This window comes from Arthrobacter sp. LjRoot78, from assembly GCF_964254335.1.
Lineage (GTDB): Bacteria > Actinomycetota > Actinomycetes > Actinomycetales > Micrococcaceae > Arthrobacter.
This window is the reverse complement of record NZ_CAXUTG020000001.1, coordinates 3,329,323-3,347,239: the sequence shown is the minus strand read 5'-3', so window position 1 is coordinate 3,347,239 and position 17,917 is coordinate 3,329,323. Positions and strand designations below refer to the sequence as shown.

Genomic DNA, 17,917 nt, shown 5'->3' with positions numbered 1-17,917 from the left:
TTGGGAGAGACCTAGCGGAAGGCGCCGATGCCGGTGATGTGCTGGCCCAGGATCAGCGTGTGGACCTCGTCCGTGCCCTCGTAGGTCCGCACCGACTCGAGGTTGGCGGCGTGCCGCAGCGGCGAGTAGTCCAGCGTGATCCCGTTGCCTCCCAGGATGGAGCGGGCCTCCCGGGCAATGGCCAACGCCTCGCGGACATTGTTCAGCTTGCCGAGGGAGATCTGTTCCGGCTTCAGCCTGCCGGCGTCCTTCAGCCGGCCCAGATGGAGTGCCAGCAGGGTGCCTTTCTGGATCTCCACGAGCATGTTCACCAGCTTCTCCTGGGTGAGCTGGTAGCCGGCCAGCGGCCTGCCGAACTGGAGCCGGTCCTGCGAGTACTTGAGCGCGGCTTCGTAGGAATCGCGGGCAGCCCCCATCGCACCCCAGGCAATCCCGTACCGCGCCTCGTTAAGGCAGGTGAAGGGGCCGCTGAGGCCGCGGGCACCCGGCAGCAGGGCCTCGGGTCCCAGCCGCACGCCGTCGAACATCACGTCGCACTGGATCGAGGCGCGCATCGAAAGCTTCCGGCCGATCGGCGTCGCGGTGACCCCGGGTGTTCCGGCCGGGACCAGGAAGCCGCGGACGCCGTCGTCGGTCATGGCCCAGACCACCATCACGCCGGCAACGGACGCGAGCCCGATCCAGCGCTTGGCGCCGTCGAGCACCCAGCCGGCGTCGTCCCCGGAACCGTCGCGGCGTGCGACGGTGGTCATTGAGGAAGGATCCGAGCCCGCCGAAGGTTCGGTCAGGGCGAAGCAGCCGATCACCTCGCCGGCTGCCATCCGGGGGAGCCATTCCTGCTTCTGGTCCTCTGACCCCCAGCGGTGGATGGCCGTCATGGCAAGGGATCCCTGGACCGAGACGAAGGTGCGGATCCCGGAGTCCCCGGCCTCCAGCTCCATGGCGGCCAGACCGTACTCGACCGCGGAGCGGCCCGGGCAGCGGTAACCCTGCAGATGCATGCCGAGCACGCCCAGCTCGCCCAGTTCGGGGGCAAGGTCGAGCGGAAAGACGGCGTCGTCGTACCAGCGGGCAATGTCCGGCTTGATCCGTTGCTCCGTGAAATCGCGGATCCGCTCACGGACCGCCAGTTCTTCAGCGGTCAGCAGGGCGTCCAGGGCGAGGACATCGGAGGTGTCCGAAACAGAGGGCAGGTCAGCGGCGTTGCTCATTGGAGCATCCTACGGCTTCCGCCTTTCGCGGGGCTTCATCCCGCGGCGGCTAGAGTCTGCTGGTCGCCGGCCGCTTCGCCAGGAAGTAGTCCCGGGTGGCAGGGGCGAAGCGGCACACCACGGCCAGCACGACGCCCAAGGCCAGCAGCACCACGCCGCTGACGAAGGCACCGCCCACGCCGAAGATCTCCGTGTCGCCGTACGAGGGATCCCACATCTGGACGGCGGAGGTGAAGAACGCGGCGGTCAGCATCAGGGCGCCAAGCAGCGGCAGGAGGCCCCGGAACCACAGGTTGCGGGCGGAATCGCGCAGCGTCCCGCGGAAGAACCAGAAGCACGCGAAGCCGGTCAGCGCGTAGTAGAACGCGATGAACAGGCTGATGGCGCTGATCGAGTCGGAGAGCAGGTTCTGGCTGAGGAAGCTCATGGCCACGTAATACACGACGGCGGCAGCCCCCATCACCTGCGTGGAGAACCCCGGCGTCTGGTTGCGCGGGTGGACCTCGCCGAACTTGGCCGGCAGGGCGCCGTGGACGCCCATGGACAGCGTGCCGCGGGCGGTGGGCAGGATGGTGGTCTGGGTCGAGGACAGCACCGACGCCAGTACCGCCACCACGATCAGCCAGCCCCAGGGCCCCAGCACAACGTCCTTCATTGCGAGGAAGACGTCGTCCTGGTTCTCGGCGTTGCCCAGGCCGATGCCGTCCGTGCCCACCGTGGCATACATCATCACCAGCAGCGCCACCGAGACGTAGATCGCCATAAGGACGACGGCCGAGATGACGGCGCCGCGGCCGGGCGTCGTCGCCGGATTCTCGGTTTCCTCGTTCACGGCCAGGCAGGTGTCCCAGCCCCAGTAGATGAAGAGTGCCAGGAGGGCGCCGTGCACCACTGCGCCGGGGTCGGCAAAGGCGCCTGCTGGGTTGAACCACTCGATGTTGAAAGCCTGGCCCTCCGGCGCCCCGCCGGCGATCCGGAACACGATGGCCAGGCCAAATATGCCCAGCGAGACATACTGCACGTACGTCAGGACCCGCTGGACATGCTCGCCAAGCCGGATGCCGCGGTAGTTCACCAGTGTCATGAAAATGATGAACACTACGCCCGTGGCCGTCACCAGCAGGTCGTTTTCCGCCAGCGAACCGTCGCCGATCAGCAGCCACAGGTACTGCCCGGCCACCTGGGCCAGGTTGGCGAGCACCACGATGCCGGCCAGGGCAACGCCCCAGCCGCCCAGCCAGCCGGCCCACGGGCCGAACGTCCGGCGGGCCCAGATGAAGGTGGTGCCGCAGTCCGGCATGGCGCTGTTGAGTTCCCGGAAGGCGTAGGCGATGAAGAGCACCGGCACAAAGCCCAGGAGCAGGATCAGCGGCGTGTAGTTGCCGTTCACTGCGACGATCAGGCCCAGCGTGGCGGCCAGCGAATAGACAGGAGCGGTGGAAGCCAGGCCCAGCATGACGGAGTCGCCCAGGTCCAGGATGCCGGCACGCAGCCCCTTGGACGGAACTCCCGCCGTCGAGTTCCCTGTGCTCATAGTGCGATACCTGCTTTGCTGGAGGAGGCCGAGGCGGCCTGGACTGAAAGAGGGGCCGGGGCGTCGATCGTGTTGGGGACGAACCGGCAGAAGTAATCGGTGATGGGGCCGTCGGATTCGCAGATGCCGCAGCCCACGGACTCGCCATCCACCACCCACAGCCCCAGGACGGGGTGGTTGCCGTCGAAATCGGGCAGCGAGTGGAACTGCTGGTAGCACCAGCCTTCGCGCCCGTAGCCGCCCGGCTGTTCCATGTTGATGCCGGCCGCGTGGATCTTGATGTTGTCCCCCTCGCGGCCGTGCAGGGGCTTCGCCACCCATTCCTTCAGCGGTCCGGGCTCGTTCAGGTACGCCGGGAGGAGGTTCGGGTGCTCCGGGTACAGGTGCCACAGCGCTGCCAGGAGCGCCTTGTTGGACAGCAGCATCTTCCACGCCGGCTCCACCCAGCGCGGATTGTGGGCGCGCTGGAGCAGCCGCTGGCCGAAGGGCTCCTTCATCATCAGCTCCCACGGATACAGCTTGAAGATGGTGCTGATCATGAAGTTGTCCAGGTCCACAAAGCGGTTCAGGTTGGGGTCCCAGCCGATGTCGGACATGTTGATGCCGATGGTGGTCCAGCCGCCCTGGCCCGCGACGTCGCGCATGTAGGCCGCCGTCATCCAGTCCTCGCCGGACTGCTCCGCTTCCGAGTGCGCAATGTGCAGGGTGCTCATGCCGGTGCGGTACTGGAGCTTCTTCCACTGCCGGATCAGGGCTTCATGGATGCCGTTCCATTGGTCCTTCTCCGGGAACACGTCCTGCAGCCAGAACCACTGCGCCACCGAAGCCTCGATCAGCCCAGTGGGGGTGTCCGCGTTGTACTCCAGCATCTTGGCCGGGCCGCCGTGACCGTCGTAGACGAAATCGAACCGGCCGTAGATGTCCATGTCCCCGGCCTGCAGGGATTCAGCGGCCAGCTCCAGCGCCTGCGGTCCGATCCCGATGTTGCCCATGGCTCCGGTTGCAAGGTACTTGGCCGCCTCAAGGCACATCAGGTGCATATCCTCGGCCGTCTTTTCGAGGGTTTCCACCTCGTCCATGGTGAATTCGTAGTAGGCCGATTCGTTCCAGTACTCGATCTTCTTGCCGTCCGGCATGGTGGTGGTGGAAAAGACGAGCCCCTGTTCCTCGATCTTCTGTTTCCAGTCGGGCCTGGGGGTTGCACTCAGTCTCTTCATGCCTAGCCTCCCGTACTTCCGCCCTTGGAGCTGCTGCCGAAGCCGCCCCTGCTGACCGTGCCGCCCTTGGTGCTGTAGCCCTTGGACGTTTTCGCCCCCTGCGGAGCGGTCTTCGTGAAGCTGGGGTACTGCGAGCGGTTCTGCCCGACGGCCGGGACGCTGGAGCCGCGGGAGTAGAAGTACCAGGCGTAGATGGCGGAGCTCCGGCCGGCGCTGCTGCTGTTGTCGCACTGGGCGTCATCCACGCGCTCGCCGGTTTCGTCGTTGAAGCAGACCTGCGCGTAGTCGGCCTCCGCCTCGTTGCTGGCCACAATGGCGGTGATGGTGCCTGCCAGCAGGGCAGTGACGCCGAGGCCGACGACGACGGTACGGCGTTGCGAGCGCTTCTTACGTGCCGCTGCTTCCCGCTCGCGTTCGTGTTCGAAGGGGTCGATCACAGGGCCCGGACCGGTGCCCGGCGCTCCGGGCATACCCGGTCCTGACACGGGACCCTGCCCTGCAGCCGCGCCCTTTTGCCGCCGCCCGGCCTTTTTCCCGGCGTCCGGCTTCCCTGCATCGGCAGTCCGGCCGCCCGCCGCGGAACCGTTGAGCAGTTCCGGTCGAAGCTCTGGTTTGGGCACCTGCCAGGGCGGTAGTTGCCCGGTGGCGGGATCGTGCGGCTGCGGCGTGAAATCCCCGGGCGCGGTCATCCAGCCTGGCGTGGAGCCTTCCGGACCGGGGGTCCCTTCCGGCGTGCCGCCCTGTTGACCGGAACGGGTGTTCTTCGGATCCTTTGAAGGATCCTGGTTCGGGTCCTGCGGTTCCATGGGTCCCCCTCGGTTGTCCATGCTCAATCTGTGACCGGCCACGGGCGTAGAAGCACGTGCGGGAAGGCCGTCCCGGCAAGACACAGCTGTGTAAATCCTGAAGTCAGCCTAGTGCCTGGACCGAGGCGCTGTTAACGGAAAACGGGGGAGAGCTGCCCATGCCAAGATGGAGCCATGGCAGCAGTTGAATCCGCCCGCGGTGGCGCCGCCCGATCCGGCCCTGGCGGTTCCGGGACGCCAGGTGCGCGGACAGTACGTGCGCGGACAGTACGTTCGGGGACGGCAGGTTCCGGGAGGGCGCGCTCCGCGCTCCAGGGAATCGGGCGGAGCCGTTTCCTCATCGGCATCGTGCTTGCGGCGGTGCTGCCGCCTGCCGTGGAAGTCCTGGTGACGCTCGCGGGATATCGGAACTTCGCCATCATCATGTTGCTCCACCTTGCGGTCGCCGTGGCGGTGGCTGCGATCGGGGGATTCTGGCCCGCCGTCGTGGCGGCGGTCCTGGGCACAACGCTCCTCAATTACTTCTCCGCCGATCCGGTGGGTTCGCTGTCCATTGCCGATCCCTCCACCCTGTTCACCCTCCTGGTGTTCCTGGCGGTGGCCTGCAGTGTGGCCCTTGCCGTGGGCCTGGCGAGCCGCCGGGCGCAGGAAGCCGCGCGTTCCGGGGCCGAAGCCACGGCACTGAGCGAGCTCTCCCTGCGGATCCTCAGTTCCGACGGCAGCCTGGAGACGTTCCTCGAGAAGGTCCGCAGCCGGTTGGGAGTAGATGCAGTCACCCTGGTGGCGGGAAGCGCACCGGGTGGCTCCCGTACCCCGGGCGGCGCCCGGGGTACGGGATCCGCCGTCGGCCGCGGTCCTGGACGAGGGACGGAAAGCAACGCCGGCGGGACAGTGCTTGCCAGCGCCGGGACCACCCCGCCGGTGACCCGCGCGGCCGCCCACCACGCCGTCGTCGTCGATTCCCGATACACGCTGCTGATCAACGGCGGGCCGCCGGCCGGTCAGCCCTTTACCGGCCAGCACCAGCGGATGCTGGCCGCCTTCGGGGCGTTCCTGGTGGCCATCCTGGAACGGCGGCAACTCGTGGCGAGCATGGAGGACAACCAGCGGCTGTCCGAGGGCAACAAGATGCGCACATCCATCCTTCGGGCCGTCAGCCACGACCTCCGCACCCCGCTGGCCGGAATCAAGCTGGCGGTCAGCAGCCTTCGCCAGGAGGATGTGAAGTTTTCCCCGGAAGACGAACGCGAGCTGCTCGCCACCATCGAGGACTCGGCCGACCGTCTGGACCACCTGATCGGCAACCTGCTGGACATGTCCAGGATTACGGCTGATTCGGTCAACCCGCTCCTGCGCGGACTGGGCTGGACGGACGTCCTGCCGGATGCGCTGAGGGGGCTGCCCGCGGCACGCATCCGGGTGGAACTGCCGCCCAACCTCCCTCGTGTGGAAGCCGATGCCGGGATGTTGGAGCGCGTGGTGGCGAACCTGGTGGAGAACGCGCTCAAATACGCGCCGGAGGCCGATGTGGTGCTGACAGCCCGTGCGGGGGAGGGGATCGCGCTGGCCGGCAGGCCGGCCAGCGAGTTCCGCGTGGTGGACCACGGCTCAGGGGTGGCCACGGCCGCCGTCATGGACATGTTCCAGCCGTTCCAGCGGCTCAACGATTACCAGCGCACCGGCAGTGGCCGTAACGTGGGGATCGGACTGGGCCTTGCTGTTGCCAACGGCTTCAGCGAAGCCATGGGAGGAACCCTGGCAGCGGAGCCGACGCCGGGCGGCGGGCTGACCATGGTGGTCACCCTGCCGCTGTGGGAAGGTCCGATGCCGTGACCCTGGTACTGATCATCGAAGACGAAGCCCAGCTGGCCCGGGCCATGCAGATCAACCTCCGCGCCCACGGCTACCAGGCCATCACCGCGGGCCTCGGCGCGGACGGACTGAAACTGGCCGCCCAGCACCCGGTGGACATCGTGGTCCTGGACCTCGGGCTGCCGGATATGGACGGTGTGGACGTCATCCGGGGGATCCGGGGGTGGAGCTCCGTGCCCGTCATTGTGCTGTCCGCCCGCCACGCCTCGGAGGACAAAGTGGAAGCGCTCGACGCCGGGGCGGACGACTACGTGACCAAGCCGTTCGGCCTCGACGAGCTCCTGGCGCGGCTGCGGGCCGCTTCCCGGCGCTCGCCGGCGCAGCGCGAAGCGCCCACGGTGGAGACGGCGGACTTCGTGGTGGACCTCGCCGCCCGGAAAGTGGTCCGGGACGGGCAGGAAGTCCGGCTCACGCCCACGGAGTGGAATATCCTCGAGCTCTTGGTCCGCAATGCCGGGAAGCTGGTCAGCCAGCAGCAGCTGCTCACCCAGGTGTGGGGGCAGGCGTACGCGAAGGAAACCCAGTACCTTCGCGTCTACCTGGCACAGCTGCGGCGCAAACTGGAGCAGGACCCGGCGAGGCCGCGCCACCTGCACACGGAGGCCGGGATGGGGTACCGCTTCGATCCCTGACGCCAAAGCGCCGGAGGGTGGCAGGAAGCGTCCGCGGCAATCCGGACGGAAGAACCTAGACTGTAGCCATGGACACCGCATCTGTGCTTGCCGTCTGCCGGGTACACCAGCTCCTGCGTGATGAGGGGAGCGTGGGCGTCACGGCCATCGACAAACGTGCCGTCGACGGCCCGGTCAAGGTGCACAAGCTCGGACTCCACGGGGACATCCAGGCGAGCCGCATCCACCACGGCGGCGTGGACCAGGCGCTGTATGCCTATTCACAGGATGACGCCGACTACTGGGTGGGGGAGCTGCAACGAGAGCTCCTGCCGGGGGTGTTCGGCGAGAACCTGCGCGTTGCCGGCATCGGGACCACCACCGCGGTGATCGGCGAACGGTGGCAGATCGGCCTCGACGTCGAGGTCGAAGTTACATCTCCCCGCGTTCCCTGCGCCACGTTCCAGCGCCGCATGGACGAACCCCAGTGGGTGAAGCGTTTTACCGAGGCGGGCCGGGTGGGCACTTACCTCCGGGTCATTAAGCCGGGGACCATCCGGGCCGGGGACCACATCCACCGGCTGTTCGTTCCCAAGCACGGCGTCACCATCGGCAAGTGGTTCAGCGAGCCCACCATCGAGGATGTAGAAGCGCTGCGTGATGCAGATGCCGACGGGGAGATCCGCCTGCAGCCGGAATACCACGAGGAATTCGAGAAGCTTCAGCGGCGCCTTGGCGTCTAGTTCCGCCGGGCCCCGCGCAGCCCGTGTGCGCAACGTCACCGCCCTTGGGCGGCTGGCGGGTTAGTGCAACGCGGAACCATGCCTTACACTTGAAACATCCCCCACTCCGGAAATCCCTTATTCCTGCCCAATTTTTGAGGCAGGACTGGCAAGTGTTGGGGCCCGCACAAGCGATGCGGGCATTTTCATAGGGAGAGCCGGCTAAAGAAAACGCTGTACAGACTGCTGGGATAGCAGCCAAGAGATGCAGCGGGAAGTCCTGCCACGGGATTGCGAAAGCGCCGGACTTCTACGTGACCGGCCGGTCAATGTTTGCCCGGCATCCAAACGGCACATGCACTGCGGCTCCGCTCACCTCGGGTTGTGCCGCCTGGCCCCCTATGGATGAGGAAAACTTCCCTATGCCCGAAAATCACAACGACGCCACCGCCGAAGCAGCAACTGCCGAGATGGCCGTAGAAACCCCCGAGACCGCTGCTCCCGTAGCTGGCTCCGCCCCCGTCTTCACCGAGGCCCCGGCACCTGCCGAAGCGCCTGCCGCCGAAGCCCCGAAGGCCGAAGCGCCTGCCGGTGAAGAACGCCCCGCCACCGAAGCCCCGAAGGCCGAAGCCCCCAAAGCTGATCCGGCCAGCGGCGACGATGACACCGAAGCTGAAGGTGTCCGCTTCGCCGACCTCGGCATCGATGGCCGCGTCCTCGCCGCCCTGCAGGACGTCGGCTACGAGAAGCCGTCCCCCATCCAGGCAGCAACCATCCCGCTGCTGCTCGAAGGCCGCGACGTCGTGGGCCTGGCCCAGACCGGAACCGGTAAGACTGCAGCATTCGCAGTACCGGCACTGTCCCGCCTGGCCGAGCTCCACGACCTCAACGGTCCGTCCCGCAAGACGCAGGCCCTGGTCCTCGCTCCGACCCGCGAGCTCGCGCTCCAGGTTGCCGAGGCCTTCACCTCCTACGCCAAGCACATCGATGACTTCACGGTCCTCCCCGTCTACGGCGGCTCCGCCTACGGCCCCCAGCTCGCCGGCCTGCGCCGCGGTGCCCAGGTTGTTGTCGGTACCCCCGGCCGTGTGATCGACCACATCTCCAAGGGTTCCCTGGACCTGTCCGAACTCCAGTACCTGGTACTGGACGAGGCCGACGAAATGCTGCGCATGGGCTTCGCCGAAGACGTGGAGCAGATCTTCCAGCAGACGCCTTCGGACCGTCAGGTCGCGCTGTTCTCGGCCACCATGCCCAGCCAGATCCGCCGGATGTCCAAGCAGTACCTGAACAACCCGGCCGAGATCTCGGTCAAGTCCAAGACCACCACCGGCGCCAACACCCGCCAGCGGTACCTGCAGGTCATGGGCCCGCACAAGCTCGACGCGCTGACCCGCATCCTCGAGGTTGAAGAGTTCGACGGCGTCATCGCCTTCGTTCGCACCAAGATGGCCACCGAGGACCTGGCCGACAAGCTGAAGGCCCGGGGCTTCCAGGCTGCCGCCATCAACGGCGACATTCCGCAGCAGCAGCGCGAACGCACTGTCGACGCGCTGAAGGAAGGCCGCATCGACATCCTGGTAGCCACCGACGTCGCGGCCCGAGGCCTTGACGTGGAGCGCATCAGCCACGTGGTCAACTACGACATTCCCCACGACACGGAGTCCTACGTCCACCGCATCGGCCGCACCGGCCGTGCAGGCCGGTCCGGCGACGCCATCCTGTTCATGACGCCGCGGGAGAAGTACCTGCTGCGTTCCATCGAGAAGGCAACCCGCCAGCCGGTGGAGCAGATGCACCTTCCCACGGCCGAGACCGTGAACACGCTGCGCCTGGGCAAGTTCGCCGAGCGCATCACCGAGACCCTGGAGTCCGAGGACGTTGCAGCTTTCCGCGACCTCATCTCCTCTTACGAGGAAGAGCACAACGTTCCTGCCTCGGAGATCGCGGCGGCACTGGCCGTCATGGCCCAGGGCGGCCAGCCGCTCCTGGTCAAGGAACTGCCCGCGGCTCCCGAGTTCCAGAAGCGTGAGCGCTCCAAGGACGGCTTCGGCTCACGCGGCCCGACCCGCACCCTGACCGAGGGCAACGCCACCTACCGGATCGCCGTCGGACGCCGTCAGCGCGTTATGCCGGGTTCCATCGTTGGCGCCATTGCCAACGAAGGCGGCATCTCCTCCGCCCAAATCGGCGGCATCGACATCCGCTCGGACCACTCCCTCGTGGAGCTCCCGGCAGACCTGAGCCCCGAGCAGCTGCGCGCCCTGTCCCGCACACGGATCGGCGGCGAGCTGATCCACCTCGAGCTGGACAACGGACGCAAGCCGTCCGGCGGCGGCGAGCGTGGCGGTTACCAGGGCAACCGTGGCGGCGACCGCGGCGGCTACTCCGGCGGCGGCGACCGCGGCGGCAACTTCAAGGGCAGCGGCGGGTTCAAGAAGGAATTCCGCAAGACCGACGGCGAGCGGTCCTCCGCTGACCGCGGCGGCCGCTCTTACAGCGACCGCTCGGAGCGCAGCGTTGGCGCCGACAGCGGCGCCAACCGCGGCCAGGCCAGCGACTCCCGCTTTGGCGGCCACGGCGACGGCGCACGCAAGCCCCGCCACGGCAACGAAGGCGGACACCGCGACTTCAACCGCAAGGGCAAGTGGTAGGACCTAGCAGCACCAGGCGCTGAAAACGGGCCGGCTTTCGAGCCGGCCCGTTTTTCTTTAACCGGCCGCCTGTTTCCGCCAGTGTTCGCTTCATCACATCGGAGCGGCGGGCTGGCCACCGGGAGCCCCTGCAAAGGCCGCTGCGGCAGTTTTTGGCCCGGATTTCCGCGCTTTTCCGCTGATTTATCCGCGCCGCAGAGCTGTGTCGCCGCCGATTTGTTGGGAGCGGAATCTTCCGGTAGAGTATTTACTCGTTGCCCCCCTAGCTCAGTGGTAGAGCGCGTTCTTGGTAAGAACGAGGTCACCGGATCGATTCCGGTGGGGGGCTCTGAATGAGGGCCTGTGTCAAGGCGGTTTTTGACCGGCTTGATGCAGGTTTTTCTCATTCGTGGCGGTGTAGCTCAGTTGGTTAGAGCGCACGACTCATAATCGTGAGGTCGGGAGATCGAGCCTCCCCACCGCTACAGGATAAGCCCCCGGAATCCTCAAGATTCCGGGGGCTTTCCTGTTTTCCCTTCCAGTCCAGCGGGCGGACGTGCCGCAGGCCTGCACCGTGACAAGCGCCACGATTCGCAGTAGCTTTGCAGCAACTGGCGGACGGGGATCTCAGTGGACTTCATTGAAGCAATCATGCTTCCGTTCAAGTGGCTGGTTTCCGTCATCATCGTGGGCTTCCACGAAGGGCTGGGAACCCTCGGCATGCCGGCCGCCAGCGGCTGGACCTGGACGCTCGCCATCATCGGGCTGGTACTGGTCATCCGCGCCGCGCTGATCCCCGTGTTCCTGAAACAGGTCAACGCCCAGCGCCGCATGCGCCTCCTGCAGCCGGACCTGAAGAAGCTGCAGGACAAGTACAAGGGCAAGACGGACCAGCTGTCCCGCCAGGCCATGGCGCAGGAGCAGATGGAGCTCTACAAGAAGCACGGAACCAACCCGTTCTCGGCGTGCCTGCCACTGCTGATCCAGACGCCCTTCTTCCTGGCCCTCTTCCAGGTGCTCTCCGGCATCACGGCGGCCCGCGATAAGGGTGCCGGCATTGGCGCCATGAGCCACGAACAAGTTGTCCAGTTCGACGAGTCGAGCATTTTCGGTGCACCGCTGTCCGCCACCCTGCTGCACGGCACGCCTGCTGGCGGCAACGTGGTGGCTGTTTGGACCCTCTCGATCGTGATGATCCTGGCCATGACGGCGGCACAGTTCTTCACGCAGAAGCTGATCATGGCCAGGACCCCGTCCGAGGAAGTGCCGTCGGGTCCGGTCATGATGCAGCAGAAGATGATCCTTTACATCCTTCCCGTCGTCTTCGGGGCCGGTGGAATCGTCTTCCCCATCGGTGTCCTGATCTACTGGACCGTTTCCAACCTCTGGACCCTGGCACAGCAGTTCGTCGTCACGCAGCGGCCTGCGCCCGGTAACGGTCACGTTCCCTCGCGGCGGTGATCCTGGACAACGCCGGCCCGGGGAAGGCCGAAAATTTCCTGGAACTTGCGTAACGGGTGGCGGTGGTCCGGAAACAATACGGATAGAGGGCGGCTCAGGACTACTCATCAGGGGGATATCGTGCTTTCCGAGCGGGAACTGGCGTTTATCGCGTTACACAAAGACAGCTATCCAGCGGTTTTCAGGTTCGTGCGCCGGAGGGTGGAATCCCCGGAAGTGGCGGAGGAAATCGCTGCCGATGTCTTTCGTGTGGTGTGGCAGAAAGAAACTGACGAGCAGGGCCCCGAGATCGCCTGGCTGCTGTCGATTGCCCGGAACCTGATCGGTAATGCGTACCGGAGCCGTGACCGCCAGCGGGCGCTGCAGGAGAGGCTGCGTGCCACGGCGGTCCTGAGTTTCGGAGACGGATCCGAAAACCTGGCCGTGCATGATGCCCTGGCCGGTCTGCGGGAGAAAGACCGGGACATTCTCCAGCTGGCCTACTGGGACGGCTTGGGCACGGCGGAGATCGCCGGTGTGCTGCAGTGCAGCGAGTCCGCCGCCAAGGTCCGCCTGCACCGGGCGCGGGCGGCGTTCCGGAAAAACATGCCTGCGGGCGCAGAATCGATCACACAGAGGATGGGTGCCTGAAATGGATCCGATCAAGAACAGGATTTCCGCGACCGATCCCGTGCGCAACGATCCGTCCACCCCCGACGGTGAAGCGGCGCTTCGTCGGATGCTGTCCGAACCGGCCGCGTTCAGCGACCGACTCCCGGCGGGAGCAACCTTGCTCGAGGAACGCAGGCTGCGGCGCGCACGCCTGGCCGGCGTGATCACTTTGGCAGCTGCCGCAGTCACCGCCGGTGTGCTGGCGTCCACCAACCTCGGTCCGGTGACGTCCGCGCCAGGACCGGCCACGACCGTCACCGCATCGGAAAACCCGACGGCGACGCCGACAGCAGCGACGCCGGCGACGCCCCCGGCAACACCGTCAACGGCGCCGGCCCGGCCCGCAGCCCTCGGAACCTTTGTCTTCCCTGACGGGCACCTGTCGTTCTCGCATCCGCGGGAGTGGAGTGTCCGGACGGAACAGGGACCCTACCTGACTGAGGAGGCGAAGGCCGGGGCCGTCGTCGCGGTGGTGACTGACGACGCCGGCGCGGAGGTGGCCCGGGTCCTCAGCGGGATGTACGGCGACGGGGCGGCAGGCAGCGTCAAGCGCACTGTTCTTGACCATGCGCCCGTACCAGGCATCACCGACACGTCAGGGAACCCTGCCGAGTTCGGTTTCGCCGCTGACCAGATCCTCCCCGTCCCCTATCCCGGGATGCCGGACCCCACGGAGCCCGCGGACAGCACCCCCGCCTACTACTTCATGGACGTCAGGCTGGCGCAGGAATTCCTGCCCACCCAGGACAGTTCCGGCACCAACCAGATCCGCCTGCCCAACGGCGTCATGTCGGCCTATGTCGTGTTCGACTCCGAAAAACAGCCCGTCTTCGCCACGCCAGATGCGGCGCGGGAATGGATGGGGAGCGAACGATATGCGCAGCTGAAGACCATGCTCCTCAGCCTCAGATACTCGTAGCGGGGCTGAATCCAGGAATCCGAGCTTCGTTGCCTGGGATGCGCGCCAGTGCAAACCACAACAAGGTGAGCACGCCTGCAAAGATTCCGCTTTCGACCACGACTTCGGAGATGGTTGATATTGCCGCATACGGTTCAGGGGAGCCGGACACTTTGGCGGCTTCGGGCGGCTGCAAGGCGAATGTGGCGACCACCAGCATCGAGAGCACTCCGGGCCAAGATCCCAGGAACCTCCGCCACTGGAACGGTTCCGTGCCCTCGTTGGCGAAGCGGCCCATAAGAGCAGGGACCACGACTGCCACCCACACCCAGTGGTGGCTCCAGGAGACCGGCGAAATCAACAGCATAACGAGTGCTGTCGCTGACACCGCCGCCCAGTGGTCTTCCATCGACCGCAGGCGGTAGACCGCCAGCGCCCCGAGGCCGATGACGGCCAGTGACGCCACGATCCACAAGATAGAGGCCAGCCCATCGTCCACCCTGAGCCGGGCGATGAAGCCACGGATGGAGACGTTTTCAAAGCGTGAAAGAGTTCCCACGCGATTGGTGTCCCGCAGCGACGATAGCCAGTACTGAAGCGACAACGACGGTGCTGTCACCGCCATGATCGCCACGGTGGCCGCGAACGTTCCCAGCATCCGCGCGGCGCCTTTGAAGTCCTTCCGGACCACAAAATAGAGCAGGAAGACCAGGGGAGTGAGCTTAATCCCGGCAGCGATGCCGGTGAGGATTCCCCGCGGAAGGAGCCCGTTAGGCCGGCGGCGGGTTGAACCGAGCAGGTCAGCCACGATGAGCCCCATCAGCAAAGGGTTTATTTGACCAAGTGCCATCGAGTTCCGCCACGGGCCGAGCATGAGAAGCAGGCCCATGACGAAAGCGGAGGTCAGGAGATACTGCGTTAGTCCGGGCGGCACCCGGATTACGCCCTTGATGAAGAGATAGCGCGTTATCCCGGCGCCCAGAGCCGCAGCAATGAGGAAGTTGGAGAGGGTCTGGATCACGAGGGCAGCTTCCACCGGGAGCATCGCCATTGGAGCCAGGATCGCTGCCGCGAAGGGCGGGTAAGTAAACGCCATGCCCCCGTAGGGGGTCCCCGGCAGCCCTGGCGCATAAAGCTCGCCCCCGTTGGCCAACTCCCTGGTTGCGGCCCAGTAGACCTTAAGATCGAGTCCGTCGAGCATGGCCTGTTGGAACAAGTACGGTACGGCGAGCAGAGGGACGAGCATCCTCAGGACGTCCCACATCTTCAGGTTGTTTTTCACGTTCTCCCGATCGGCTGGGCACATGGCCAGCCGTGCATCAATTGAGGTGAGCCGGCCCTTGCCCGCCCAATTCCGACAAGCTTACGCACAAGCAGGGACTTGTGGGACTGACGACGCCGGTGCCACTCTCCGGCGCGGCCCCTCCGGCCGCGGCCGGGTGCCCTGTCCGCTAACGCCCGGAGGCAACGGCCTCCTTGAACACTTTCGAGAGGAGCGCGGCGTACTGTTTGGTGGTATGCACGGCGTCGCGTTTGAGCGGGGTTTCTCCGATGAAGGCCGGGCACTTGTTTCCGGAGCAAAACCAGGCGCTCGTGTCAATGAAGCTGGAGCCCGCCTCTGCTGCCGCATCCTCCATGGCGTTTGCGGTAATGGTGAAACTCGGCGGCACCGCGTACTGGCAGTCCATTGGTGTGCTGGACCGCGTGGCGCACTCGACCGGAGGCTTACCTGCAGGGGGGCCCGACACTACGAAGAGTTTGGCTCCGCTCGGCGCCAGTGCGTTCAACACCTTGGCGGTGCCTTGCCGCCATTCGGCTCCGGCCTGCTCCTCGGGAATGCCGGAGGCCAGTTTGTCCAGTACATCGGAAGTGCTGGACAGGAACACCATGGAGGGTCTAAGGGTGTTGATGGCTGCAATTGATTCGGCCCTGAACCGGGCGCACTCCTCCGTAAACTCCTGCTTGTCCGCCTTGACCTGCACGTCGGTGGCCCCGCAACCGGCCATGGTCATACCGCGTATGTTGTAACTGTCTTCCAACGCGGCCCTCACCGTGGGAAGGAGGGTGATGCCGGTGGAATCGCCAAGCACAACCACCGTTTCCCGCTTACCGGTGTCCCACGAACAGTCGGGCTTGCTGAGATCGGTCTTTCCGCACCCTTCTTTGTCCTCGTCCGGGCGGGTGTCGGACAGGATTGTATCCAGGGACGGCTTCAGTTCCGGCCAGTCCGTGCTGGCAAGCGCTGCGTCAAGTCGGGCAGTCAGCGCTGCCTGGTTCGCCGGCGCTCCGGTATCCGCGGACCCCGGAACAGAAGGCGTTGAGGCCATTGGTGCGCCAGCACCTCCCGGGGCTGCCGGTGTGGTGATGGCCAGGCACAGTATGGCAACAGCTGTGGCCCCAACGACGAAAAGCCCGGTCCGTTGACCTGCGGAGAGCCGGGCAGAGGCCGTCTTCCCGGGCGGGGTATTCAGCCACGCCGACTTCAGCACTGCTTGTTCAACGAAGTAGTAGGAGAGCACAGACAGTAATGCCGTGGCCGCGCACGCCGTCAGATAGTAGATCGGGCCGGCACCGGGCAGAAATGACGCCAGCAGGATTGCTACCGGGAAATGCCAAAGATACAAGGAGTAGGAGATATCGCCCACGTACGTCATTGGCCGGCAGGTCAGCGGGCGGATGCCGCGTGACTCAACGCCGGTTCCGCTGATGATGATCAGCGCCGTTGCAATGACCGGAAGGGCAGCCCAGGGCGCGGGGAAAGCCGAGTCCTTGGTCACTGCCGCGAGACTGGCAGCAATGCCGGCCAAACCGATCCACGCCAGCACCGGGCGCGCCGATGCCGGGATGCGAGCGAATGCTCCCGCCGTGACTGCGACGAGCGCTCCGACGCACAGTTCCCAGGCGCGGGAGAAGGTGGAGAAGTAGGCCCAGGACGGGCTTGCGGCCGTCTCATGGACCGCCCACGCGAACGAGGCAAGCAGGAGCACCGTGAGGGTGAGCGCGAGGGGGACCCGGCCGCCGGCTCGTTTCGCGCCGGCACCAACAAGTACCAACGCGACAATGGCGGGCCAAACGAAGTAGAACTGTTCTTCGACGCCTAGCGACCAGTAGTGCTGCAGCGGCGAAACAGGCGCGTCGGCGGCCCAATAGTCGGTGCCGTTGTTCGCAAACCGCCAGTTCCCCGCAAATAGAAGCGCCCACACTCCGTCAGTGATGGTGGTATTGGCGCGGCCGGGCAAGTAGGTCAGCCAGGCGGCAATAGCCGTGGCAACAAGTGCCACGGTGGACGCTGGGATGATCCGGCGGACCCGGTGCTTATAGAAGCCAACGAAATCGATTCGACCGTGCCGGTCATGCTCGCGCAGCAGGACGCCCGTGATCACGAATCCGGAGATGACGAAAAAGACATCGACGCCAACGAAGCCGCCGCCAGGAAATCCGAAGACGTGGTTAGCGATCACTGCCAGGACAGCGACGGCGCGCAGCCCCTGGATGTCTTTTCGTCTTGGCTTTGGCACCGCTGCGGCACGATGTCTTACTGCTATGGGTTGTGTCATGATGCCTTCATGTGGGGACCGGTCAGCTAGCGAGTATCCTATCTGTGCCAACTCTTAGCTCTTGGGACAGAATGGGTCAATGACGCGCATCGCAATCATCGGCGGCCACGGCAAAGTGGCTTTGGAACTGGCCAGGATTCTCACCACGGAGGGAGAGGACGTCACGTCCTTCTTCCGCAACCCGGACCATACGGAGGACGTCGCGGCAACGGGCGCCACGCCCTCGGTCCTGGATGTTGAACACTCGACGACGGCGGAACTCGCCGCCGCCCTCAGCGGCCAGGACGCCGTGGTGTGGTCCGCCGGCGCCGGCGGCGGCAGCCCCGACCGCACCTATGCGGTGGACCGGGACGCGGCCATCCGTTCGATGGAGGCGGCGGCGGAAGCCGGCGTCGGGCGTTACGTCATGGTGTCCTACTTCGGCGCCGGACCGGACCACGGAGTCCCGGCGGACAACAGCTTCCACGCTTACGCCGAGGCGAAGGCCGCCGCGGACCAGCACCTGCGCGGCACGGACCTGGCCTGGACCATCCTGGGCCCCGGAACCCTGACGGACGGCCCCGGCAACGGCCTCATCGACGTCGATCCGGCGGACACCTCCGCCGGCACCGCCACATCACGGGCCAACGTGGCACTCGTGACCGCCGCCGTCCTGGGCTTGCCGGAAACCGCCGGACGCACCATCGAGTTCCGGGACGGCACCCTGCCCGTCGCAGCGGCGCTGCAGCCGGCGCAGTAGGCCCC

The 17,917-nt window shown here is 66.0% G+C and carries 14 protein-coding genes and 2 tRNA genes; 10 read left to right on the top strand and 6 right to left on the bottom strand.

Features of this window, described 5'->3' with window-relative positions:
* Nucleotides 1–11: 11 nt before the first annotated feature.
* Genes ACSQ1X_RS15570 through ACSQ1X_RS15555 form a run of 4 tightly spaced genes read right to left on the bottom strand, consistent with a single transcriptional unit; the run spans nucleotide 12 to nucleotide 4,768 of the window.
* On the bottom strand, nucleotides 12–1,211 hold the full coding sequence (locus ACSQ1X_RS15570; protein ID WP_436058297.1) for an acyl-CoA dehydrogenase family protein: 1,200 nt from the start codon (nucleotides 1,209–1,211) through the stop codon (nucleotides 12–14).
* Nucleotides 1,212–1,260: 49 nt separating this feature from the next.
* Complete coding sequence (locus ACSQ1X_RS15565; protein ID WP_436058296.1) at nucleotides 1,261–2,745, bottom strand: APC family permease; 1,485 nt, start codon at nucleotides 2,743–2,745, stop codon at nucleotides 1,261–1,263.
* On the bottom strand, nucleotides 2,742–3,962 hold the full coding sequence (locus ACSQ1X_RS15560; protein WP_436058295.1) for a glutathionylspermidine synthase family protein: 1,221 nt from the start codon (nucleotides 3,960–3,962) through the stop codon (nucleotides 2,742–2,744). Before ACSQ1X_RS15560 ends, ACSQ1X_RS15565 begins: the two co-directional genes overlap by 4 nt.
* A gap of 2 nt (nucleotides 3,963–3,964) precedes the next feature.
* Complete coding sequence (locus ACSQ1X_RS15555) at nucleotides 3,965–4,768, bottom strand: Tat pathway signal protein (protein ID WP_436058294.1); 804 nt, start codon at nucleotides 4,766–4,768, stop codon at nucleotides 3,965–3,967.
* 174 nt (nucleotides 4,769–4,942) lie between these two features.
* Between ACSQ1X_RS15555 and ACSQ1X_RS15550 the strand changes: the two genes are divergently transcribed.
* From ACSQ1X_RS15550 to ACSQ1X_RS15510, 9 genes are all read left to right on the top strand, one after another.
* Entirely contained in the window at nucleotides 4,943–6,601 is a 1,659-nt protein-coding gene (locus tag ACSQ1X_RS15550; protein WP_436058293.1) for a sensor histidine kinase, read from the top strand.
* Nucleotides 6,598–7,272, top strand: coding sequence for a response regulator (locus tag ACSQ1X_RS15545; RefSeq protein WP_055799635.1), 675 nt, complete (start codon nucleotides 6,598–6,600; stop codon nucleotides 7,270–7,272). The genes ACSQ1X_RS15550 and ACSQ1X_RS15545 overlap by 4 nt, the downstream gene beginning before the upstream one ends.
* A 68-nt stretch (nucleotides 7,273–7,340) precedes the next feature.
* Nucleotides 7,341–7,994, top strand: a complete 654-nt coding sequence (locus ACSQ1X_RS15540; RefSeq protein WP_436058292.1) for an MOSC domain-containing protein — start codon at nucleotides 7,341–7,343, stop codon at nucleotides 7,992–7,994.
* A 401-nt stretch (nucleotides 7,995–8,395) separates the two neighbouring features.
* On the top strand, nucleotides 8,396–10,627 hold the full coding sequence (locus ACSQ1X_RS15535) for a DEAD/DEAH box helicase (RefSeq protein ID WP_436058291.1): 2,232 nt from the start codon (nucleotides 8,396–8,398) through the stop codon (nucleotides 10,625–10,627).
* A 256-nt stretch (nucleotides 10,628–10,883) separates the two neighbouring features.
* Nucleotides 10,884–10,955 (top strand) — tRNA-Thr (locus tag ACSQ1X_RS15530).
* A gap of 62 nt (nucleotides 10,956–11,017) precedes the next feature.
* Nucleotides 11,018–11,091 (top strand) — tRNA-Met (locus ACSQ1X_RS15525).
* A 145-nt stretch (nucleotides 11,092–11,236) separates the two neighbouring features.
* Entirely contained in the window at nucleotides 11,237–12,067 is an 831-nt protein-coding gene (yidC, locus tag ACSQ1X_RS15520) for a membrane protein insertase YidC (RefSeq protein WP_436058290.1), read from the top strand.
* A gap of 120 nt (nucleotides 12,068–12,187) precedes the next feature.
* Nucleotides 12,188–12,697 carry an RNA polymerase sigma factor gene (locus ACSQ1X_RS15515; protein WP_055799627.1) on the top strand — a complete coding sequence of 170 codons (510 nt, stop codon included), beginning with the start codon at nucleotides 12,188–12,190 and terminating at the stop codon, nucleotides 12,695–12,697.
* A 1-nt stretch (nucleotide 12,698) separates the two neighbouring features.
* A complete protein-coding gene (locus ACSQ1X_RS15510; protein WP_436058289.1) occupies nucleotides 12,699–13,637 on the top strand; it encodes a hypothetical protein in 939 nt (312 codons plus the stop codon).
* Here the strand turns inward: ACSQ1X_RS15510 and ACSQ1X_RS15505 are convergent.
* Together ACSQ1X_RS15505 and ACSQ1X_RS15500 are read right to left on the bottom strand one after the other, a co-directional pair.
* Complete coding sequence (locus ACSQ1X_RS15505) at nucleotides 13,624–14,898, bottom strand: glycosyltransferase family 87 protein (RefSeq protein WP_436058288.1); 1,275 nt, start codon at nucleotides 14,896–14,898, stop codon at nucleotides 13,624–13,626. The two genes, ACSQ1X_RS15510 and ACSQ1X_RS15505, sit on opposite strands and share 14 nt — an antisense overlap.
* Nucleotides 14,899–15,067: 169 nt before the next feature.
* Nucleotides 15,068–17,134 (bottom strand): acyltransferase family protein, encoded by a 2,067-nt coding sequence (locus tag ACSQ1X_RS15500; RefSeq protein ID WP_436058287.1) that lies wholly within the window; start codon nucleotides 17,132–17,134, stop codon nucleotides 15,068–15,070.
* 118 nt (nucleotides 17,135–17,252) lie between these two features.
* Here ACSQ1X_RS15500 and ACSQ1X_RS15495 point away from each other — a divergent pair, with 118 nt between their 5' ends.
* Complete coding sequence (locus ACSQ1X_RS15495) at nucleotides 17,253–17,912, top strand: SDR family oxidoreductase (RefSeq protein WP_436058286.1); 660 nt, start codon at nucleotides 17,253–17,255, stop codon at nucleotides 17,910–17,912.
* The last annotated feature ends 5 nt before the right edge of the window (nucleotides 17,913–17,917 follow it).